This window comes from Sphingomonas sp. (assembly GCF_036387595.1).
In the GTDB taxonomy this organism is placed as follows: domain Bacteria; phylum Pseudomonadota; class Alphaproteobacteria; order Sphingomonadales; family Sphingomonadaceae; genus Sphingomonas.
On sequence record NZ_DASVTL010000117.1, the window covers coordinates 227,349 to 249,527 of the forward strand.

The 22,179-nt window shown below is 66.4% G+C and carries 13 protein-coding genes; 8 read left to right on the top strand and 5 right to left on the bottom strand.

Annotated elements, in window-relative coordinates; all coding sequences use genetic code 11:
* Positions 1-37 precede the first annotated feature (37 nt).
* Positions 38-2,467 carry a zinc-dependent metalloprotease gene (locus tag VF643_RS14650; protein ID WP_331044118.1) on the bottom strand — a complete coding sequence of 810 codons (2,430 nt, stop codon included), beginning with the start codon at positions 2,465-2,467 and terminating at the stop codon, positions 38-40.
* Positions 2,468-2,599: 132 nt separating this feature from the next.
* On the opposite strand from VF643_RS14650, the gene VF643_RS14655 reads away from it, so the two are divergent.
* The 5 genes from VF643_RS14655 (at position 2,600) to VF643_RS14675 (ending at position 10,908) form a co-directional block, all read left to right on the top strand.
* Complete coding sequence (locus VF643_RS14655; protein WP_331044119.1) at positions 2,600-3,097, top strand: Lrp/AsnC family transcriptional regulator; 498 nt, start codon at positions 2,600-2,602, stop codon at positions 3,095-3,097.
* Positions 3,098-3,367: 270 nt separating this feature from the next.
* A complete protein-coding gene (locus tag VF643_RS14660; protein ID WP_331044120.1) occupies positions 3,368-6,466 on the top strand; it encodes a TonB-dependent receptor plug domain-containing protein in 3,099 nt (1,032 codons plus the stop codon).
* Between the two features lie 68 nt (positions 6,467-6,534).
* Positions 6,535-8,172 (top strand): amidohydrolase, encoded by a 1,638-nt coding sequence (locus VF643_RS14665; RefSeq protein ID WP_331044121.1) that lies wholly within the window; start codon positions 6,535-6,537, stop codon positions 8,170-8,172.
* 64 nt (positions 8,173-8,236) lie between these two features.
* The gene (locus VF643_RS14670; protein WP_331044122.1) at positions 8,237-8,707 is read left to right on the top strand and encodes a Fur family transcriptional regulator; all 471 of its coding nucleotides are present in this window, start codon (positions 8,237-8,239) and stop codon (positions 8,705-8,707) included.
* 83 nt (positions 8,708-8,790) lie between these two features.
* Positions 8,791-10,908: a TonB-dependent receptor gene (locus VF643_RS14675; RefSeq protein ID WP_331044123.1), complete on the top strand. Its 2,118-nt coding sequence runs from the start codon at positions 8,791-8,793 to the stop codon at positions 10,906-10,908.
* 26 nt (positions 10,909-10,934) lie between these two features.
* Here the strand turns inward: VF643_RS14675 and VF643_RS14680 are convergent, their stop codons facing one another.
* Positions 10,935-11,864 carry a cell wall hydrolase gene (locus VF643_RS14680; protein WP_331044124.1) on the bottom strand — a complete coding sequence of 310 codons (930 nt, stop codon included), beginning with the start codon at positions 11,862-11,864 and terminating at the stop codon, positions 10,935-10,937.
* A gap of 228 nt (positions 11,865-12,092) precedes the next feature.
* Between VF643_RS14680 and VF643_RS14685 the strand changes: the two genes are divergently transcribed.
* Entirely contained in the window at positions 12,093-12,713 is a 621-nt protein-coding gene (locus VF643_RS14685) for a retropepsin-like aspartic protease family protein (protein WP_331044125.1), read from the top strand.
* Complete coding sequence (gene kynU / locus VF643_RS14690; protein WP_331044126.1) at positions 12,710-13,933, top strand: kynureninase; 1,224 nt, start codon at positions 12,710-12,712, stop codon at positions 13,931-13,933. Before VF643_RS14685 ends, kynU begins: the two co-directional genes overlap by 4 nt.
* On the opposite strand, the gene VF643_RS14695 is transcribed toward kynU, so the two are convergent.
* The 3 genes from VF643_RS14695 to VF643_RS14705 all read right to left on the bottom strand — a co-directional run bounded on the left by VF643_RS14695 (position 13,926) and on the right by VF643_RS14705 (position 19,463).
* Entirely contained in the window at positions 13,926-14,900 is a 975-nt protein-coding gene (locus VF643_RS14695; RefSeq protein ID WP_331044127.1) for a DUF2891 domain-containing protein, read from the bottom strand. The genes kynU and VF643_RS14695 overlap by 8 nt on opposite strands.
* A complete protein-coding gene (locus VF643_RS14700; protein ID WP_331044128.1) occupies positions 14,897-18,427 on the bottom strand; it encodes a hydantoinase B/oxoprolinase family protein in 3,531 nt (1,176 codons plus the stop codon). Before VF643_RS14700 ends, VF643_RS14695 begins: the two co-directional genes overlap by 4 nt.
* A gap of 142 nt (positions 18,428-18,569) precedes the next feature.
* Positions 18,570-19,463, bottom strand: a complete 894-nt coding sequence (locus tag VF643_RS14705; protein WP_331044129.1) for an alpha/beta hydrolase — start codon at positions 19,461-19,463, stop codon at positions 18,570-18,572.
* Positions 19,464-19,623: 160 nt separating this feature from the next.
* Between VF643_RS14705 and VF643_RS14710 the strand changes: the two genes are divergently transcribed.
* Entirely contained in the window at positions 19,624-22,068 is a 2,445-nt protein-coding gene (locus VF643_RS14710) for a TonB-dependent receptor (protein WP_331044130.1), read from the top strand.
* The last annotated feature ends 111 nt before the right edge of the window (positions 22,069-22,179 follow it).

Below are 22,179 nucleotides of genomic sequence, written 5' to 3' on the forward strand. Positions count from 1 at the left end.
TAAGTGCGCCGATCAAGGCAGAGCCACGGCACTTGGATCAATCGCCGAACCAGCCGCTGTCGCCGCCGATTGGCATACCCGGCGGGATCGTGGGCGCTGCGGTGCGTTTGGCGAGTTCGCGGCGGAGCCTCTCGTCATCGCGTAGCAGCTGGGCGACGTGAGTGCCCCATATGGCGTCGGCCCCCTCCCTTTTACCCAGCTTCGCGGCGACTCCGATCAGCCTGCCGTTCAGCACCGCCGCAACTTCGGGCGAGGTGGCATCGTCGTGCGCCGTCCGGGCCATCGTCATCAGCGCGCGATAGGCGATCCGCCGCTCCACCGCGTCGCGACGCGCGTCGATCACTGCCGCTACCAGTCGGTCGAGCAGCAGGTCGAGTCCCGGCAGCGCGGAGTCGCGACGGTGCTGTTCGTGAAGCCGCGTCAGCCGCGCTGGCGCCAGCAGTGAGTCCAGCGTCACCTGTGCAGCGACGTCGGCCGCCACCAGAGGATCGAACGCGGCAGAGGCGGCGTTGCGGAACACTTCCAGGTCGAACTGGGGATCGCTGCGGCCGTTGACGGGCGAAGACAGCGGCATGACGAGCGCGGCGGGCACGGTCAGCGCCTGGGCCGACAGCGTGGCGAGCAGCGCGTCGATCGCCGCGACCTGAGCGGCAGCGGGGACGGGCGCGGCGGGGGCGTGGTTGTCGCCGGCGACCGCATAGGCATAGTCTATGCCGCCGATTAGCTTGCCCGCGGCGTCGACATCGTAGCGGTGGAGCAGCCATATCGGCACGAACTTGCGCCGCAGGTTCGACAATGCCTCGCCCGCACGCAGCACGTTGGGACCGAAGTTCGCGATGGCGACCCGGCGTACTTCCATCATGTGGTTCAGCCCGGCGACGGGATCGGGACCATCGTCCCACATGCTGCCCCACGGGCTGGGCGTGTCGGGCGCGCGTCCGTCGATGTCGGTGATGAAGCGGATGCCCTTGGCGTGAATCGCCAGCGCCTTGGCACGTGCCGCTTCGTCGGGGTTGGTGCCGGGCGCTGGCTGGCCGTATAGCCAGTCGACGGTGAAATCGTCCCACGCCCCGCCACCGGGCGCATAGGCCTGGCCGAGGTCAATCTTCCCGCCCGTCAGAAGGATACGCGGCCCAGGATAGTCCATAACCGAGGTGCGATCCTGCGTGGAGCCTGCGAAATTGTGCATGAAGCCAATCGCATGGCCGACCTCGTGTGCCCCCAATTGTCGGATGCGATCGAGCGAGACGCGCACCGGATCGTTCGCGCCGCCGGTGCCGCTCTGCGCGGTTCCCACCAGTCCTTCGAAGATCGTCATGTCCTGCCGCACCCGGAGCGCGCCGATGACGACGTTCCCCTTCACGATCTCCCCCGTTCGCGGATCGACGATGCCGCCGCCGTAGGACCAGCCGCGGGTCAGCCGATTGGACCAGTTCACCATCGAATAGCGCACGTCGAGCGGATCGGCGCCGAGCGGCAGCAGTTCGGCCCGGAATCCGTCGATGAAACCGGCCCTCTCGAACGATGCCTTCCAGTAATTCACGCCTTCGAGCAGCGCGGTGCGGATCGGCTCGGGGGCAGCGCGGTCGATATAGAAGACGATCGGCTTCTTGACGGGGGAACGCGCTGCCGTGGGGTCCGTCTTTTCCAAACGAAAGCGATTGGCGAGCTGCTGGACCACGTCCTGGCCCAAGGGCGTACCGTAATCATAGAATTGCTCGCCGCCCGCCGCCGAGCGGATGTCGAACTTGCGCGACACGAAGCCGGATGCGGGCAGGCGGATGAAGCTGTGGTGGACCACGAACCCCAATTGCGTCGGATCGGCGGCGATCGCCTCGATCTGGCGGCCCGGGTTGTCGGAGGTGTAGGTTTGCAGCGCGTCTATCTCGATATTGTCGGGGAAGGCCTTGACCGATACGGGATCGGCGGCACTCAGCGCGTCGACCAGCTTGTAGCCCTTGCCGCCCTGGTTGAGCGTGTCGGCGATGCCGATGACGTCGCGAGTCAGGAACGGCGCGAGATCGACCGTCAGCGCGCCGCCTACGTCGGACACCACATCGAGCATGGCGATCACGCTCGACGGAAAGCTGGTCCGCCCCGCTTCCTGCACCGCGGCATCCCCGGTCGCGCGAAAGCGCGGGTTCTCGAACATCACCGCGACGCGTTTGCCGATGCGTTTGAAGATGAGGATTCGCTCCGACCCCAGCATGCCGCGATCGAGCCGCAGGTCTGCCGACCCCAGTCCGGTGCGCAGCGACGGTGCGTAGAGAAAGCGCCCCGACACGCCGTCGCGATCGGGAACCGGAAGCGTGGCCAGAATACGGCCTTCCGCGGGAATCGTCTTGATCGAGAATAGCGGCGAAGTCGCGGCCGCAGTGCCGCCTGCTGACTGCGCTTCAACCCCCGGCGCGCCGACGATCGCGAGCGCCAGGCTTCCCACTGCGGCGTGACTCCAGCGTCCAAGCATCGTCGATCCCCCATGAGCCGCGCTCTTTGCTGCGGCGCGGCGAGCGTAGCATGGTGGCGATTGCGGTATCGAGCAATGTCTCATAGCTTTTGCGGCGAAGTTGCCGGATTGCAGCGCAAGGGGACGGTATTGATGAACGAAAGCGACGCCCGCGGGATCGACTCGACGGATTATCGCATCCTGCGCGAGTTGATGCGCGACGGCCGCGCGTCCGACGTGACGCTGGGCGAGCGCATAAACCTGTCGAGCACCGCCACCGCTCGGCGCCGCAAGATACTGGAGGATCGCGGCATCATCACCGGTTATACCGCGAACCTCGACATGGCACGTTTGGGGTTCAACATCGTCGCCGTCGTTTCGATCGAACTGGCAAGCCAGGCGGAATCGGTACTCAACGAATTCGAACAGGCCGTCGTCGCCTGCCCGTCCATGTCCTATTGCAGCTTCGTCTCGGGCGAGACCGATTTCCTGATGATCGTCCACGTCCGCTCGTTCGAGGATTATGACCGCGTGTATCGCAGCGAACTCTCCACGTTGCCGCACGTCGCCCGCATCCGCAGCACGTTTATGATGCGCGAGGTTGCGCAGCGCTTCGTCGCCCCGGCAGCCCTGCTCGAACCATCGCGCTGAGCGATTCGGATTCGCCGTGATCTCGTATCGCGCGCAGGATTCCGGCAACGAATAGCGGAACCGCGCATCTTCACGATATATTAAGGGTAATCTCGCGCAGCAATTGCGAGGAAGCCGCGACCCGCTTCTGTTAGTCTGCGGCTGTGGACGAGACCGGAGACCGGCCGCCACGCGCCTACCCGAACGCCCGCAGGACCGAACCAACGATAAGATCCAAGCGGAGAGGATGACCCGTCAGCGCTCGATTTCAGGGACGAGAAGGGGGCATCTATGTTTGTTCGTATCCACGCCGCTCAGCGCGGCGGCTCGGCACGGTCGCGGCTTTTCGCCACGTGCGGCGCGCTGGCGCTAGTCAGCCCGGCCGCCTGGGCACAGACCCCGCCCGCATCGCCGGAGGCGGGTCAGGTTGTGACCGGCCCGACGAAATCGGCCAACACGTCGGAAGAGACGGTAAACATTCCGGGCGGCAAGCCGCAGGTGCAGACCGACCCCGTCACCGGCGATCCCGAGACGATGGGCGGCACGGAGGGCGATGTCGTCGTCACGGGGAGCCGCATCGAACGCAACGGCTATAACGCGCCGACCCCGGTCAGCGTCGTCAGCGCCAAGGAACTGAAATCCGAAGCGCCGGCCAACATCAGCGATTTCGTGAACACGCTGCCCGCCGTCCGCAACAGCGGCACCGCCGCGAGCAGCAACGGGTCGCTCTCCAACGGCGCCGCCGGGATCAACAGCGTCAACCTGCGCGCGCTCGGCTCGGCGCGGACCCTGGTGCTGTTCGACGGCCAGCGTTCGGTCGCTTCGACTACGACCGGCCAGGTCGATGTCAACACCTTCCCCCAGGCGCTGATCGAGCGGGTCGAGGTCGTTACCGGCGGCGCCTCCTCGGCCTATGGATCGGACGCGGTGTCGGGCGTCGTCAACTTCATCCTCGACAAGGACTTCACCGGGATGAAGGGCGAATATGAATATGGCGTCACCACCTATGGCGACGGCGCCAACCACAAGGGATCGTTCACCGGCGGCACGTCCTTCGACGAGGGCAGGGGGCATATCCTACTTTCGGGCGAGTATTTCTCTCAGAAGGGCATCCAGTCGATCGACCGCGACTGGAACGATGGCGGCTTCTTCCTGGCCAATAATCCGGCCTATAGCGCGACAGACAACTGCCGCGCGCCTGCTGGCTATGTCGCGGGCACGCCGATCGCAGGCTGCGCGCCGGAATTCTTCGTCGGTTCAGGGATCGGCACCGGCCAGTTCACGCCGGGCGGGCTGGTCAGCACCGGGCCGTTGCGCGGTACGTATTTCGGCACGATCAACCCTGCGACAGGCAAGGCCAGCGTCAACCAGCTGACCTTCGGCCCGACCAGCGGCCAATGGATGATCGGGGGCGATTACAACATCACCAGCGCCGGGCATCGCAGCAGCGCCACGTTGCTGCCGTCGGAAAAGAGGGCGAGTGCGTTCGGGCGGGTTAGTTACGAATTCGCGCCAGCGTTCAACATGTTCGCCCAATTCTCGCACAGCTATTACACCGGCGAGAGCTTCTATCAGCAGACACCCACGACCGGCGTCGTGATCCAGCGCGACAATGCGTATCTGCCCGATGCGGTGCGTGCGCAGATGGTCGCGGCCAATCTGCAGTCCATCCAGATCGGCACCAGCAACATCGACATTCCCCCGCAGGGCAGTGCCAACGAGCGCAACGTCCGCCGCTACGTCGTCGGCGCCAACGGCAAGTTCGGGATGCTTGGCGACGACTGGAACTGGGACGCTTATTACCAGCACGGCACGACGAAGACGCGCGAGATGTTGACCAACGCCTGGAACATTCAACGGATGGCGCTGGCGACCGACGCGGTCGTCGCGCAGGCGGGTAACGCCGCCGGCATACCTGCAGGCAGGATCGTCTGCCGATCGACGCTGACCGCGCCCACCAACGGCTGCGTTCCGCTGAACCGCATCGGCATCGGCGGCGCCACCCCGCAGGCGATCCAATATGTGCTCTACGATGGTCTCCAGCCGCTGCGCACCCAGCGACTGAAGCAGCAGGTCGGCGCGCTGAATTTCTCGACCAACAATCTGATCGACTTGTGGGCGGGGCCGATCTCGATCGCGTTCGGCGGCGAGTATCGCGAAGAGTCGGTCAGTGGCGATGTCGACCCGCTGTTCCAGCCGATCGTCGCGAACGGCGTGACGACGGGCACCTGGATCTACGGCAACTATCTGGCGACCGACGGCAAATACAACGTCAAGGAAGCCTATATCGAGGCGGTGGTGCCGATCTTTCGCGGCATGGATTTCAACGGCGCGTTCCGCATCACCGATTATTCGACGAGCGGCAGCGTTAATACCTGGAAGGCGGGCCTGACTTGGCAGGCGCTGGATGCGATCAAGTTTCGCGGCACCGTGTCGCGTGATATCCGAGCACCTAATCTGTCCGAACTGTTCGCGCCAGGCACCGGGCGCACCAACACCGTCAACGTCCCCTTGGCCAATGGTACGACGGTTGCCAATCAGTTCAACGAATCGACCGTCGGCAACCGCGAACTGACACCGGAAGTCGCCAAGACCTATGGCGCGGGTGCGATCTTCACGCCCGGCTTCCTGCCCGGCTTCGCGATGTCGGTCGATTATTACAATATCGAGATCAAGGACGCGATCTCGTCGCTGACCGCACAGGTCATCACCGATCAATGCTATCTGCAATCGATCGCGACCTCCTGCGCCTTCATATCGACAACCGGCGGGCGCGGGGTGGTGACGCCGGGGCTGGCGGTGACCAGCATCGAGGTGAAGCCGTTCAACTTCGTCAGCGAGAAGACGAGCGGCATCGACTTCGAGGCGAGCTATCGGCGCATGGTCGGCCCCGGGAACTTCACGCTGCGCGCGCTCGCCAGTTATGCGATCGAACTGAAGACCGACAATGGGGTCACGCTCACCACCGATGCGGCCGGGCAGAATACCGGCGGGTTGCCCGACTGGACCTATCGCCTCTCGGCCGGATACGATCTCGATTCTGGCCTGGCGATGCAGGTGATCGGGCGCGGCGTCAGTGGCGGCGTGTACAATAACAATTACATCGTCTGCACCACCGACTGCCCGGCCTCGACCGCGGACCGGCGCACCGTCAACACCAACTCGATCGGCGGCGCCTTCTATCTGGACGTCAACGCGAGCTACGCCTTCCAGATCGAGAATGCGAAGGCGCAGGTGTTCGTCTCCATCCGCAACCTGCTCGATCGCGACCCGACCCTGGTCGGCAACGGCCCGACCGGCAACAACACGCCCGCCTATCCGCAGACGAACCGTGCGCTCTACGACGTGCTCGGTCGCGTCTTCCGCATGGGCGTGCGCTTCGGCCTTTAATTTCAGCTTCCGAGATCCGGGCGGCGGTGTCGTCCCTTCCGCCGTCCGGAACCACATAGGAGAAAGCCATGACAGTATTTCGCAAGACACCCGGCCAAACGATGTCCGCGCTGCTCGCTGCCACCTTGATCTCGGCGCCCGTTCTCGCTGCCGCCGAACCCGCGCCACCCGCTCAGGCTGGCGGGACCGTCGATCGCGCACGCCTGAAGCAGGAGGCGATCGCCGCGGTGGATGCGCAGGCCAAGCTGGTCCAGCAGATGGTCGATTCGGTCTTCAGCTTCGCCGAGCCGGGTTTTCAGGAATATCAGACGATGGAGTATCTGACTGGGATACTGGCAAAAAACGGGTTCAAGATCACGCGTGGCGTCGCGGGCATCCCGACCGCGTGGACCGCGACATGGGGCGCCGGCGGGCCTCTCGTGGCGCTGGGCAGCGACGTCGACGGGCTGCTCGGCCTGTCGCAATATCCGGGTTCGCCGACGCTCAAGCCGATGATCGCGGGTGCGCCGGGGCATGGCGAGGGGCATAATTCGGGCATGCCGCTGATCGTCGCCGCCGCCATCGCCACCAAGCAGGTCATGGAGAAGAACGGGATCAAGGGACGCCTGATGCTGTGGCCCGGCGTCGCCGAGGAGTTGCTGGCCACCAAGGCGTTCTACGTGCGCGAGGGGTTGTTCAAGGGGGTCGACGTCTCGATCTTCACCCATGTCAGCAGCGACTTCTCGACCGGCTGGGGCGACAGCGGCAACAATGCTCTGGTGTCCGCCGAATACACGTTCCACGGCAAGACCGCGCACGCCGCCGGGCAACCGTGGGAGGGGCGCAGCGCGCTCGACGGGGTCGAGGTGATGGACATGGCGTGGAACATGCGCCGCGAGCATCTGCCGGTGACGCAGCGCTCGCATTACGTCATCACCAACGGTGGCGGGCAGCCCAACATCGTCCCCGATGTCGCATCGGTCTGGTATTATTTCCGCGAGCAGACCTTCGGCACGGTGCGGGGGCTCTACGAGACCGGTAACGAGATCGCCGAGGCGGCGGCCAAGGCGACGGGTACGACAGTCGAGCACAAGTTGCTCGGCTATGCGGCGCCCAATTTCGGGAACAAGCCACTGGCCGAGGCCGCCTATGCGAACATCGCCGCGGTCGGCATGCCGAAGTGGAGCGCGGACGATCAGGCGTTCGCCAAGGCGGTGCAGACCGCGAACAAGCGCACGCCCAAGCCGCTAGCGACCACCCCCTCGCCGCTGTCCACGCCGGACAATCGTGAGCGGTCGCTGGGCGGCGGATCGGACGACATCGGCGACATCATGTGGACGGTGCCGACGATCACCATCCGCTTCCCGTCGAACATACCTAGTCTGATCGGCCACAATGTCCTCTCGGCGATCGCGATGGCGACCCCGATCGCGCACAAGGGTGCGGTGGCGGGTGCGAAGTCGGTGGCGATGACCACGCTCGACATCATGACGACCCCGCAGCTGGTGGCCGACGCCAAGGCTTTCCAGCAGGACGTGCAGTTCAAGGATCAGAAATACGATCCGGTCGTGACCGCCGCCGACAAGCCTGCGATCCACCTCAACAAGCAGCTGATGGACCGCATCCGTCCCGAGATGCGCAAATTCTATTACGATCCGGCGAAATATCCGACGTACCTCGACCAACTCGGCATCAAATATCCCAATCTGGATACCAAGCCGAAATAGCGCGGCGCCGCCGGGACGCGTGGCCGGCTTGCCGCGCGTCCCGCACGGACCTATTTCCCGAGGCATGACCGGACATGCGCATCACGAACCCCGCGGCGACGCGCTCCTCGATGCCGCGCGCGTGACGCTGGAGGGGGCGGGCGAGCAGTGGACCGACATGCGGAAAACCGTGTTCGTCGCGCTCGCCGGGTTCGCCAACCCGGCATCGGCCTATGACATTGCGGACGCGGTGTCCAAGGCGCGGGGCAAGCGGGTGGCAGCGAACAGCGTCTATCGCATCCTGGACATCTTCGTGGACAAGAACCTGGCGCACCGGGTTGAAAGCGCCAACGCCTATATCGCCAATGCGCATCCCGATTGCGTTCACGACTGCATCTTTCTCGTCTGCGACTTGTGCAGCGACACGGTGCATATCGACGACGATCCGGTCAGCCGCGCCATCCGCAGCGTTGCGGCCGCAACCGGCTTTCGCCCCAGTCGGCCGGTGATCGAGGTGCGCGGCACATGCGCGGCCTGCGCAGGGTCTTCGGTGTGAAAGGAGCGCTGCGGCGCAACATGCGACTTGATATGTTATATCAGGTCGCATAACTCACGGCTTCGACATTATCGGAGCGTTGCATGAACATCTATTCCACGGGGGTCAGCGTTCTCGCCTTGCTCATGGCCTCGGCGGCATCGGCCCAGACCGTGCCGCCCCCGTCGACTGGGGCGGAGGTGATCGTAACCGGGGTGCTCGAGCAGAGCGAGACCGATGTGCTGCAGGGCACATCGGTGCTCAAGGGCAAGGAACTGACCCGCGACCTGCGGCCGACCATCGGCGAGACTCTGGCCCGCCTGCCTGGCGTCTCCGCGACGTCGTTCGGACCGAGCGCGTCGCGCCCCATCCTGCGCGGCTTCCAGGGCGAGCGGATCCGGGTGCTGACCGACGGTATCGGCTCGATCGACGTGTCGAACACCAGCGTCGATCACGCGGTCATCATCGATCCGTTGCTCGCCGAGCGGGTGGAGGTGCTGCGCGGCCCGGCGGCTTTGCTCTATGGGTCGTCGGCGGTGGGCGGCGTGGTCAACGTCATCGACGCCCGCATCCCCCGCTCGATCCCGGCGAATGGATACCGGCTAAACGCCATCGCCAATTATGGATCGGCCGCCGACGAGCGGTCCATCGGTGCCGCCGGCGATCTGGCCATCGGCGCGATGCTCGTTCTGCACGCGGACGGATCGTATCTGAAGGCGAGCGATCTCAAGATAGGCGGCTTCGCGCTGTCGCGCAGCGCCCGCGCCTCGGCCCTGTCGCAGGTAGGATTGCCCCAGGATAGTGACGAACCGATCGACTTCGCCGCCTCTGCCGCCATCCGCGGCAAGCTGCCCAATACGGCCGCCAAGACCTGGACCGCGGGCGCCGGCGCGACGATCATCACCGAGGGCGGGACGCTCGGCGTATCGTATAGCCATTACGACAGCCTCTATGGCGTACCGATCCGCTATGCGACGCAGGTGGGGCAGGAGCAGGAAGCACCCCGGCTCGACGTCGTCCAGAACCGCGTCGATCTGCGCGGTGAGGTCGATGCGGGGGGAAGCGTGATCGACAAGATCCGCATCCGCGCAGGGCATGCGACTTATCGCCATTTCGAACTGGAACCCGATGGCGGGATCGGCACCGCCTTCTTCAACAATGGTACCGAGGCGCGTCTGGAACTCGTCCAGGCGAATCGCGGCGGATGGCAGGGTGCGTCGGGGGTGCAATTCTTCAACCGCCTCTTCGACGTTGCGGGTGACGAAGCCTTCCTGCCCAGGAACGAGACCAACCAGACCGGTGTCTTCACGCTCCAGCAATATGCGTCGGGCGGCTTCCGCGCGGCGGGCGGGTTTCGTTACGAGCGAACCGAACTGGCGGCACGCACACCGCTCGACGACAATCGCTTCTTCGCGGGCAAGCGGAGCTTCGATGCGGTTTCGGCGTCGCTCGGCGCATCGTACGAATTTGCGGACGGCGTCCGTCTCGGCCTGAACGGTTCGCGCACCGAACGTGCGCCATCCGCCGAGGAATTGTTCGCCAATGGTGCGCATGCGGGCACGCAGGCGTACGAATTGGGCAGTCCCGACTTCCGCCTAGAGAAATCCTGGGGCCTGGAAGCGACGCTGCACGCGCACAGCGAGCGATTCGATTTCGATGCCTCGGCCTATTACAATTGGTTCAGCAACTACATTTCGGAGAACCAGGTCGATCCCGGCTTGTGCGAGGCCGCTGCCGCGCCGTCCGGGCGGACGGTCGATCTTCCGTGCTTCGTCTATCAGCAGCGCGATGCCCGTTATTACGGCTTGGAGGCGGAACTGACCGCGCATCTGTTCCAGCTGGGCGATTACCGGATCAACGCCGACGTGCTCGGCGATTACGTCCACGCCAGCATTGTCGATGAAGCGCCGGTGCCGCGAATCCCGCCTGCGCGCGTGCTGGGCGGGATGGAAGTGCAAGGTGACAAACTTACCGCGCGTGGCGAAGTCGAACATCTGTTCGCGCAAGAGCGCATCGCGCCGTTCGAGACGCCGACGCGCGACTACACGATCGTCAACGCCTCGATCAGCCTTTCCCCGTTCGGACGGGACAGCAAGACCACGCTGTTGCTGAGTGCGAACAACATCTTCGATGTCACGGTGCGCCGACATGCGAGTTTTCTGAAGGATTTTGCGCCGCTGGCCGGACGCGATCTGCGCGCGACGGTGCGCTTCGGGTTATAGAGACGCGCGCTCCTTGCCCTGACGGGTCAGGTTTCGTCGGAAAGCGTCACGTCTTCGCCGCCATCCTCGTGATCTGGCGCGACGCCGAGGTGGATACGAACGCCTGAAACGAGATGCGCGCGGACGGCCTCCGCCGGTGCTACGGCGACACCGCGGTGGATGGCGACGCCGCCCGTGGTGGCCTCCTCCTCGTCGGGCCGATTGCCGTAGTGGACCGCTACCCCGGTGGCTTCGTCCGACGCCACCTGCGCGCCTGCCCGGGGCTCCGTCCCGGCATATTGCTGGCGGAAGGCGAGCGCATTCTCCATCGCGCCGCGCCAGCGGTAGAAGACGTGCGCGCCGACCTTGGTCACCCGCGCCAGGCTGGATGCCCACCACGGCAGGACGTAGTCGGCGTGATAATGGGTGGCCGAGCCGACGGGCGCGTAGACGTAGCCGTCGAGCGCGGCCGCGGCGACCGCGCGCGCGCGCGCCCAGGCGCTCTGATCGCGCCGGGCGTCCATCGACCCGTCGCAGGTGAAGCTGAACTGGCAGCCGGTCGCGCGCGCCGATCCCTGATAGACCACGCCGCACACGCTGCGCGGGAAAGCGCGGTCGCGGACGCGATTGAGGACGACCTGCGCCACCGCACGCTCCCCGTCGGCCCCCTGGGACCGCGCTTCGTAATAGATTGCGGCCGTCAGGCAGTCGTTCGCGCGCGCGGCATCGTCTGGCGCCTGCGGACCTGCGAACGGGGGTGCTGCCCCCAGCCGCACCGGCGCCCCCGCGTTGCCCGAGAGGGAGGTTCCCGTCGGCACATCCAGCGCGAGGCGGCGGAGAAGGGCGCGTGCATCGGGCGCGGGCACGTCCTGGCTTACGCGGTACTGGCGTTGTGGCGCGACGCACGAGGTCGCCATGATCAGCGCGGGCAACCCCGTGGCGACGGCCAAAAACCTGCGGGTCGACAGCCGTTCCATCGGCCTCGCCTTAGCGGCAACGCCTTGTGGTTCGGTTAACCCGCTTGCGCCCGGCTCGTCAGCGCGATCACCTGATCCAGGCTCACGATGGCGGCCATCGCCGTGCAGCGCGATATAGGCCGCGTTGATCGCTTTGATCGCGCCCATCGTGTTTCCGGCCCATCCTCCGCGGCAGAGAGATGGAACGAAACCGATGCGGGCGCGCCAAGCCTCGCCTATATATGCGCCATGCCCTTCGACTTATCCGCGGTGCCGCCGCTCTATCTGATTTTGCCCGGGCTGGTGATCCTGGGTGCGCTGGTGCGGCGCGTGCCGGTGTTGGGCAAGGTGGTGAGCGTGGTCACCTGGATCGCGCTGCTCGGGACGTTGATAGTGGTGGTGGGCGAGCGGCAGCGCTTCGATCCGTATCTCAGCCGGATCGGGCGTGCGCTGAGCCTCGACGGGCAGCAGGTGGTCGGCGACGAGGTGCGCATTCGGATGGCGCCCGATGGGCATTTCTGGGCTCGCGCGACGTTGGGAGGGGTCGAGCGCCGGATGCTGATCGACAGCGGTGCAACCGTTACCGCGCTGTCGCCTGCCACCGCGCAGGCCGCGGGGCTGGACGTGCGCGAGCCGCTGGTGCCGGTCCTGCTGCGCACCGCGAACGGCACGATCCGCGCGCAAACCGCGACCGTGGAGCGGTTCGCGCTGGGCAATATCGCGGCGCGCAATGTCGAAGTCGTGGTGTCGCCTGGTCTGGGAGAAACCGATGTGATCGGGATGAACCTGCTGTCCCGGCTGAAATCGTGGCGGGTCGAGGGACGGACGCTGATCCTGGTCCCGCATCATCCGCAGAAATCGACGACATGACGCGAGACGAAGCACGCGCTCGCGACGCTGCCGATCCGCTGCGGGGCTTGCGCGACCGCTTCGCACTGCCCGAAGGCACAATCTATCTCGACGGCAATTCGCTGGGTGCGCTGCCCAAGACCACGCCCGCGCGGCTGACGCAGGTGATCGAAGAACAATGGGGCCGCGACCTCATCGCCGGGTGGAACGCCCATGGGTGGATCGACGCGGCGGCCCGCGTCGGCGCACGCATCGCGCCGCTGGTGGGCGCGCGCCCGCGCGAGGTGCTCGTCGCGGATTCGACCTCGGTCAACCTGTTCAAGCTGCTCGCCGCTGCGTGCACGGCACGGCCGGATCGCGCGACGATCCTTTCGGAACCGGGCAACTTTCCGACCGACCTCTATATGGCGCAGGGGGTCGCGGGGATGATGGTCGGGCGGCGGGTGAAGACGGTCGCCTTCGATTCACTGGTGCAGGCGATCGACGACGATGTAGCGGTCGTATTGCTGACCCACGTCCATTACAAATCCGGCGCCAAGCGCGACATGGCGGCGATCACCGCAGCCGCGCATGCCGAGGGCGCGTTGATGCTCTGGGACTTGAGCCATAGCGCCGGTGCGGTCGCAGTCGATCTGAACCGATGCGGCGTCGATCTGGCGGTCGGCTGCGGGTACAAATATCTGAACGGTGGGCCGGGGGCGCCGGCGTTCCTCTACGTCGCGCAGGCTCTGCAGGAGGTGCTCCACTCGCCGCTGTCCGGCTGGATGGGGCATGCCGCGCCGTTCGATTTCGGCGACGATTATGCGCCCGCTCCGGGGATCGCACGGTTCCAGTGCGGCACGCCGCCGATCCTGGGGATCGCCGCGCTGGAGGAGGGCGTGGCGCAGATGGAGGGCGTCGATATGCCCGCGCTGTTCGCCAAGGGCCAGGCCTTGTGCGACCTCTACATCGCGCTGGTCGAGGAACGGTGCGACGGGTTCGCGCTGGCATCCCCACGCGACGCGGCATGGCGCGGGAGCCATGTGTCCTTCGCGCACCCGCACGCCTATGCGATCTGTCAGGCCCTGATCGCGCGTCGTGTCATCGGCGACTTTCGCGCGCCCGATGTACTGCGGATGGGCTTCGCGCCGCTCTATACGGGGTTCGAGGACGTGTGGTGCGCGGTTGATATGCTGGCCGCCGTAATGGAGGCCCGCGCCTGGGACGATCCGGCCTACCGCGTGCGCGCCGCCGTCACCTGACGGACAGGGCGAGCAGCGCGAACGTGGCAAGCCAGTGTTCGCCCATATAGTCATCGGCGAGGTGGGGGAGCGCGGCGGCCAGATGAGCGTCCGCGATCGCATGCGCGCGTGCCGGGTCCGGCGTGGCGTCAGCCAGCGCGGACCAGCACCAGGCGCGTGTGAGATTGAGGCCGTCGAGATGGGCCAGGCGGCCGTCGTGGCGGTCGCTGACGATCGCTGGTTCGCGCAAGCACCGTGCGAACTCGCCGAACGGATCGGGCAGGAAGCCGGCGAACCAGCGCGCGAAGTCGTCGCCGAGCACCTCGCGCATCAGCACCGCCTCTGTAAGCGTTGCGGAAAGGAAGTCCTCTCCGCTCGGCTCCCAGGGTCGCGCGTCTCGGTCTTGCCCGAACCACGTTCGTGCGCGGTCCTCGATCAGGGCGGCGAGCGCAGGGTCGTGCGAGCGTGCCCAGCGCAATGCGTGGATCAGCGCGAAGGCGGTGTTGTCGTGCTTGCCGCTGCGCACCGGATAGATCAGCCGCGGCAGATAGCCCGCGAAGCGTGCCGCGAAAGCGCCTGCCAGCGGTTCGAGGGCGGCGGCCCAGCCGCCGTCGGGCCGAAGCGCCAATTCGTCATGGAGCGCGAGCAGCCAGCCCCAGCCATAGGGTCGCTCGAAGCCGCCGGTCATCGGTCGGCTCAGAAAGGCGAGTTCGCCCGCCACGCGATCGCGCACCAGCATGCGATCGGCGAGCGCTTCGGCTGGCTTGGCCGTCGCGGGATACAGGCGGGCGAGGCGCATGACCTGCCACCAGCCGTGAACGCAGCTATGCCAATCGAAGCTGCCGTGGAAGATCGGGTGCAGGTCGCGCGGGCGGACGAGATCGTCGGGGCCGGTCAGCACATGATCGAGCTTGTACGGCCATTCGCGGGTCAGATGCGCAAGCGTCAGGGTGGCGAAGCGTGCGGCGGTGGCTTCGTCCAGCATCATGTCTTCCCATAACCCCCGCCACCTGGTGTCTCGATCACGAACACGTCGCCCGGTTCCATTGCCACGCGCGCGGTGGAGCCGAGCGCCTCGACGCGCCCGTCCGCCCGCTCGACGCTGGCCGTTCCGGGCGCGCCCTCGTCGCCGCCCGCCAGCCCGAACGGCGGCACGCGGCGCCGGTTCGCGAGGATACAGGCGGTCATCGGCGCCAGAAAGCGGATACGGCGGGTGGCGCCATCGCCGCCGCGGTGCGCACCTGCGCCACCCGATCCGACTCGTCGGGAGAATTCCTCGAGCAGCACCGGAAACCGCGTTTCGAGGATCTCGGGATCGGTCAGGCGGCTGTTGGTCATGTGGGTTTGGACGACCGAGGCGCCGTCGAAGCCAGGCCCGGCGCCCGCTCCGCCTGCGATCGTCTCGTAATATTGGCGCGTGTCGTCGCCGAAGGTGAAGTTGTTCATCGTGCCCTGCGCCCCCGCCATCGCGCCTAGTGCGCCGAACAGGGCATCGGTGACGACCTGACTCGTCTCCACATTCCCCGCGACGACCGCAGCGGGATAGGACGGGCGCAGCATCGACCCTTGCGGAACGACGATCTCCACTCCGCGCAGGCAACCGTCGTTCAGTGGAACCGCCTCGTCGATCAGGGTTCGCACGACGTAGAGGACGGCGGCGCGGACGATCGATACGGGTGCGTTGAAGTTGTTCGCCCGCTGCGCGCTGGTGCCAGTGAAATCGACCCGCATCGTGGCGGCGGTCCGATCGACGCGGACGGCGACGAGCACGACGGCGCCATCGTCCATCTCATAGGCGAAGTCGCCGTCGTCCAGCCGCGCGATCCAGCGGCGCACCGCGGCGTCGGAATGGCGCTGGAGATGCTCCATATAGGCGCCGACGACCTCGGCACCGTAATCGTCCGCCAGCCGCGCCAGCCCTGCCGCGCCCCTTGCGCAGGCGGCAAGCTGGGCGGACAGATCGGTGATGTTCTGATCGATGTTACGTGCCGGGTACGCGCCACTTGCGAACAAAGCGCGCAATTCGGCTTCGCGGAAATGCCCTTCATCGACGATCAGCAGATCGTCAAGCAACACGCCTTCCTGCTCCACCGAAGTACTTTCGGGCGGCATGGACCCGGGCGTGATCCCGCCGACGTCGGCATGGTGACCACGGGCAGCGACGAAATACGCGGGTGCGGCGCTATCGGCGAACACCGGCACGATGACGGTAATGTCGGGCAGGTGCGTGCCGCCGCGGTAGGGGGCGTTCAGGGCATAGGCGTCTCCGCGGCGGATGCCGCGCGGCGAACTTGCGCGGCTGTCGATGATCGTTCGGATGCTCTCTCCCATCGACCCGAGATGGACGGGGATGTGCGGCGCGTTGGCGACCAGATTGCCGCAGGCGTCGAACAGCGCGCAACTGAAGTCGAGCCGCTCGCGGATGTTGACCGAGGCTGCAGAACGCTGGAGCGCTGCGCCCATCTCCTCGGCGATCCCCATGAACAGCCCGGCGAAGATGGCGAGGCGGACGGGATCGGCCTCGGTCCCGACGGTCGGCGCAGCACGCGGGATTGCCCGGTCTAGGATGAGATTGCCAAGACCGTCGACACGGGCGCTCCAGCCCGGTTCGACAACAGTAGTGGCGGACGAGTCGATGATTAGCGCCGGGCCGGATATGTCATGCCCGGCAGGCAGTCCCTCGCGCGCGAACACCGGCGTATCGTGCCATGCGCTCGCCAGATACACGGGAACGGTCTCCAGCGGTGGGGCGGGGGCGTCCGGAAAATCAACTGGCAAGTCGATCGCAGCGCTTACGGCTACGGCTTCCGCGACGATGCGGTCGGCGATCAGGGGTGCCGTGCCAGTAAAACCGAATTGGGCGACATGCGCGGCGTCGAACGCGGCAGCCATCGCTTCCGGCGCGTCGAGCATGACCTCGATCGTGTGATCGGTCTGCCCGCGGCGCAGGTGGACGCGGCGTTCGACGGTCACGGTTGCGGGATCGACGCCTTGTTCGACGAGCGATGCCTTTGCAGCGTCGGCCAGCGCGTCCGACGCGTTCAGAAGCGTATCGCGATCCTCCAATGCAGTCCCGAGCGTTGCCTCCCGCAAGCTGCGACGATCTGCCAGCCCCATGCCATAGGCCGACAGCACGCCGGCGAGCGGATGGATCATGACCCGGCTCATCGCCAGCGCGTCGGCCACCAGGCACGCATGCTGCCCTCCTGCGCCGCCGAAGCAGGCGAGGGTGTAGCGGGTGACGTCGTGCCCGCGCGCCACCGAGATCGCGCGGATCGCATTCGCCATGTCGGCAACGGCGACCGCGACAAAGCCTTCGGCCGCGACGTGACGATCCAGTGGGAGTTCGGCGAAGCGCGCCATCGCTGCCCAGTCGTCGAGCGGCTGGTCGCCGTGCGGGCCGAACAGCGCCGGAAAATGGTCCGGGCGGAGTTTGCCCAGGACAAGGTTGCAATCGGTGAGGGTCAGCGGGCCGCCGCGGCGGTAGCAGGCGGGGCCGGGAATCGCACCGGCGGACCCCGGACCGACGATCAGCCGGTCGCCATCGAAGCGACAGATCGACCCGCCACCCGCCGCGACCGTGTGGATGCGCAGGCTGGGCGTGCGGATGCGCGCTCCGCCCACCATCGTCTCGCTGTCGCGCCCGAATACGCCTGCGTGATGCGACACGTCGGTAGAGGTGCCTCCCATGTCGAAGCCGATGACATGGTCGAACCCCGCCGCCTTCGCGGTCGCGGCCATGCCGACGATACCACCGGCGGGACCGGACAGAATCGCGTCCTTGCCGCAAAACGCCGCCCCTGCGACCAGTCCGCCCGAGGACTGCATGAACAATGCGCCTTCGCCCAGGGCGGCGGTGAGTCCGGCGACGTAGCGGTCCAGGACAGGCGAAAGATAGGCGTCGACGACGGTCGTGTCGCCGCGGCCGATCAGCTTTATCAGCGGCGCGACGTGGTGACTGACCGATATCTGGGCAAAGCCGATGTCGCCCGCAATCTCCGCCAATGCCCGTTCGTGGCAGGTGAAGCGGTAGCCATGCATCAGCACGATCGCCAGCGCGCGGTATCCGGCGTCATGGGTTGCCTGCAATTGAGCGCGCGCCGTATCCCGATCCAGGGCGCGCAGCACGTTGCCCTCGGCATCGACGCGCTCGTCGATCTCGATGACGTGGCCGTACACCGCAGGCGGCCGAACAATGGCCTGCGCGAATATGTCGGGCCGTTCCTGGTAGCCGATCGCGAGCGCGTCGCCGAACCCGCGGGTGATCGCGAGGGCGGTGGGTTCCCCTTTTCGTTCGAGCAAGGCGTTGGTTGCCACGGTCGTGCCGATGCGCAAAGACAGCGGCACCGCCTCACCCCCGGTCATCCGCCGGATCGCCTCGACGGCGGCGTCGGCATAACGGCCGGGATCTTCCGAAAGCAATTTGGCGGTGACGATCGTGCCGTGCGCCGTGCGCGCGACCACATCGGTAAAGGTGCCGCCGCGGTCGATCCAGAACTGCCAACCCGCGCTCATCGCGACAGAACCGCCTTCCACTCGGCGCGCATCGCAGAGACGGCAGGGTGATCGTCGCCCAGGCGCGTGGTCGCTATGTGCATGGGTGCACGCCTAGCGTTGCGGGTGAAGCGATGCCAGCGCGACGAGCTGCCCTGTCGATTCAGGACTGCTGGGCCGCGCAATGCTCGGCGATCAGCGCCACCATCCGAGGGATCTGCGATGGCGGCAGATCATGTGCCATCTCAGGCAGAATCACCAGCTTGGCTCCCGGCACGATCTTCGCGGCATCCTGCCCGTGGGCGGCCGGAACCAGCGGATCGGCGCCCCCGTGGATCATCAGCGTGGGCGCACGGATCGTCTTCAGCCGGTCGACACGGCTGCCATCCGCCACGATCGCGAGCAGCTGTCGCCGCACCCCCATCGGGTTGTAGCCGCGATCGAACGCCGCCGCCGCCATGGTGGCGAACGCGTCCGGGTTCCGTCCCGGATCGGGGTAGGAGATCAGCGACAGGATATCGACGCCCGCGGCGATCGCCTCCGCGCGGCTCGGATTTGCCGGACGCTTTGCCAACAGCCGCTTGCGCAAGCGTGGCGTTGGTCCGGGCAGCCCGCGTCGCCCGCTCGACGACATGATAGAAGTCAGTGTCAGCACCCGATCGGGCCAGCCCGCGGCGACCAGTTGCGCGATCATGCCGCCCATCGACGCGCCGACGATATGTGCCCTAGCTATGCTTAGCGCGTCGAGCAGAGCGACCGCATCGGCGGCCATGTCATTCAGCGAATAGGCCAGCGGGAATGCCATGCCGAACCGCGCCATAATCATCGCCACCAGCGGGTTGATTGCCGTCGCGCCGTCCAGCGTCGTGGACAGGCCGATGTCGCGATTGTCGTAACGGATCACCCGATAGCCTGCGGCCGCCAGCCCGTCGCAGAACGCATCCGGCCACGCGATCATCTGGGTGCCCAGCCCCATGATGAGCAGGATGACCGGCGCGCCAGCGTCCCCGCGCTCATCGTAGAACAGTTCGATTCCGTTTGCCTTTACCTTGGGCATGTCCGCTCCTCGTCCTCCCAGCCCGGTGGTGGGTTGCAGCCACATTGGCGCAAGGTGGACGCTTTCGAAAGGTCCGCTTGGGGCTGCCCAAGCCGTGACCGCATTGAACGCCCACCGAAATGATAGGCTTTATGGAAGCCGTACCAAGGGGATTCGATAGATGCTTACGCTCGCCATCCTGCTCGCCGGCCAGATCGCGGCGCCCGACACGCCGGCGCCCGCACCCGTCGGGGCGCAGGTGGAGGTGGAAGGCCAGGCGCAGGCGCCGGCCGGGCGGCTCGGCACCGCGCAGCAGGGCGGCGGCGATATCGTCGTCACCGCGCGCCGCCGTGCCGAGACGGTGCAGAGCGTGCCGATCGCGATCTCGGTCATCGGCGGCACCGCGATCGCGGAGACCGGCGCGTATAATGTCGCGCGCATCACCCAATTGCAGCCGACGCTGCAGTTCTATTCGACCAACCCGCGCAATTCCGCCGCCAACATCCGCGGGCTGGGGGCGCCGTTCGGGCTGACCAACGACGGCATCGAACAGGGCGTCGGCATCTATGTCGACCAGGTCTATTACAGCCGCATCGCCTCGGCGACCTTCGACTTCACCGATACCGAGCGGATCGAGATCCTGCGCGGGCCGCAGGGCACGCTGTACGGCAAGAACACCACCGCCGGCGCGATCAACATCACCACCCGCGCGCCCAGCTTCACCCCCGAGGCGCGGGTCGAGCTGAGCGCGGGCAATTACGATTTCTTCCAGGGCAAGGCCTCGGTCTCCGGGCCGCTGGTGCCCGATCGCGTCGCGGTGCGCCTGTCGACCTCGGTCACCACGCGGCGCGGCACGGTCTATAACGTGCGCACCGGCGAGCATCTGAACAGCCAGGACAATGTCGGCCTGCGCGGCCAGATGCTGTTCAAGGCGACGCCGGGCCTCGATCTGACGCTATACGCCGATTACAACCGGCAAAACCCCGATTGCTGCGTGCAATATTACGTCCGCACCGGCGCCACCCAGCGTCCGCTCAACCGCCAATATGCAGCGCTGGCGGCGGCACAGGGCTATGCGGTGCCCTCGACGAACGCCTTCGACCGGGTGACCGACGTCGATACCGCGCTGCGGGCGAAGCAGGAACTGGGCGGCGTGTCGCTGGTCGGCAACCTCGATCTGGGCGCGGCGACGCTGACCTCGGTCACCGCGTGGCGCTTCTGGCATTGGGATCCGTCGAACGACCGCGACTTCATCGGGCTGCCGATCACCACCGTCTCGGCCAATCCGTCGCAGCAGAGCCAGTTCAGCCAGGAACTGCGGATCGGGTCGAACGGCGACCATGCGCTCGATTACGTGCTCGGCGCCTTTTACTTCTACCAGACGATCGACACCCAGGGGTTGCAGGTGCAGGGGCCGGCGGCGAGCGCCTTCCTGCTCAACCCGACCAGCGCGGGCGGGCGCAACCCTGCGACGCTGAACGGCCTTACCGCGCGCAACACGATCGGCTTCACCAACACTTCGGCGGCGCTGTTCGGCAAGCTGACTTGGCATGTCACCGATGCCTTGCAGATCGCGCCGGGGCTGCGGCTGAACTACGACGAGAAGAAGGGGGATTATGTCTCGGTGGTGACGACGGGCGCGGGCGAACTGGTGACCAGCGCGGCGCGTTTCAACGACCAGCGCGGCGTGCTTGCGCCGCAGAGCTATCAGCCACGGTTCGACAATTGGAACCTGTCGGGCGACATCACTGCGGCCTACACGGTGACGCCGGATATCCACGCTTATGCAACGTACGCGCGCAGCTACAAGTCCGGCGGCATCAACCTGTCGGGCCTGCCGCTTGACCTTGGCAACAACCCCATCCTCGAAGCCGCCACGGTCAAGCCGGAAAAGGTCAACCACTATGAGCTGGGGCTGAAGACTCAGTTCCTCGATCGCCGTGCGACGGTCAACCTTGCGGCCTTCCGCACCGACATCGGCGATTATCAGGCGACCGTCACCAACGGCCAGCTGGGCGTGCTGCGCGGCTATCTGGCCAATGCGGGGAAGGTCCGGACGCAGGGTGTCGAGTTCGACTCGGCCTTCCGCCCGAACGAGCGGCTCAACGTCTATTTCAACGGCGCCTATACCGACGCGAAATACGTCAAGTTCGTCGATGCGCCGTGTCCTCCCGAACTCAGCGGCGGCACCGCGGCGACCGCGGCCAATCCGGCGAGCCCCGCGGGCACGATCGGCGGCTTCAGCCCGGCCAATTGCGATATCTCGGGCCAGCGGCTGCCCGGCGTGTCGAAATGGGCTTTCTCCTATGGCGCCGAATATGACCTGCCGGGGCAGGTCGGCGGGCTGGATGGGCAATTCTACGTCGGTTACGACGGCAGCTATCGCTCGACCTTCTCCTCCAACCCGTCGCGCTCGCTCTATACCGATATCAAGGGTTATGGGCTGAGCAACTTCCGGGCGGGGTTCAAGGCGACCGACAGCTGGAACGTGTTCGGCTGGCTGCGCAATGCCTTCGATCGGGACTATTACGAAGTGCTGGCGCTGCAATCGGGGAGCACCGGGCTGGTCGTCGGCCAGCCGGGCGACCCGCGCACTTATGGGGTGACGGTAAGCCGGTCGTTCTGATCCTCCGCGGAGGGGGACCGCCGCGGAGCGGAGGTGGAGGGGGTTCTCCGCCAGCACGTCCCTCGCGGAAAAGCCCCCTCCACCAGCCTGCGGCTGGTCCCCTCCCCTTGC

Bases quoted from the DNA above. Each gene is read 5' to 3' on its own strand.
- kynU (WP_331044126.1), top strand. From the start codon at position 12,710: ATGACGCGAGACGAAGCACGCGCTCGCGACGCTGCCGATCCGCTGCGG.
- VF643_RS14650 (WP_331044118.1), bottom strand. From the start codon at position 2,467: ATGCTTGGACGCTGGAGTCACGCCGCAGTGGGAAGCCTGGCGCTCGCG.
- VF643_RS14675 (WP_331044123.1), top strand. From the start codon at position 8,791: ATGAACATCTATTCCACGGGGGTCAGCGTTCTCGCCTTGCTCATGGCC.
- VF643_RS14665 (WP_331044121.1), top strand. From the start codon at position 6,535: ATGACAGTATTTCGCAAGACACCCGGCCAAACGATGTCCGCGCTGCTC.
- VF643_RS14685 (WP_331044125.1), top strand. From the start codon at position 12,093: ATGCCCTTCGACTTATCCGCGGTGCCGCCGCTCTATCTGATTTTGCCC.
- VF643_RS14680 (WP_331044124.1), bottom strand. From the start codon at position 11,864: ATGGAACGGCTGTCGACCCGCAGGTTTTTGGCCGTCGCCACGGGGTTG.
- VF643_RS14700 (WP_331044128.1), bottom strand. From the start codon at position 18,427: ATGAGCGCGGGTTGGCAGTTCTGGATCGACCGCGGCGGCACCTTTACC.
- VF643_RS14705 (WP_331044129.1), bottom strand. From the start codon at position 19,463: ATGCCCAAGGTAAAGGCAAACGGAATCGAACTGTTCTACGATGAGCGC.
- VF643_RS14710 (WP_331044130.1), top strand. From the start codon at position 19,624: ATGCTTACGCTCGCCATCCTGCTCGCCGGCCAGATCGCGGCGCCCGAC.
- VF643_RS14695 (WP_331044127.1), bottom strand. From the start codon at position 14,900: ATGATGCTGGACGAAGCCACCGCCGCACGCTTCGCCACCCTGACGCTT.
- VF643_RS14655 (WP_331044119.1), top strand. From the start codon at position 2,600: ATGAACGAAAGCGACGCCCGCGGGATCGACTCGACGGATTATCGCATC.
- VF643_RS14660 (WP_331044120.1), top strand. From the start codon at position 3,368: ATGTTTGTTCGTATCCACGCCGCTCAGCGCGGCGGCTCGGCACGGTCG.
- VF643_RS14670 (WP_331044122.1), top strand. From the start codon at position 8,237: ATGACCGGACATGCGCATCACGAACCCCGCGGCGACGCGCTCCTCGAT.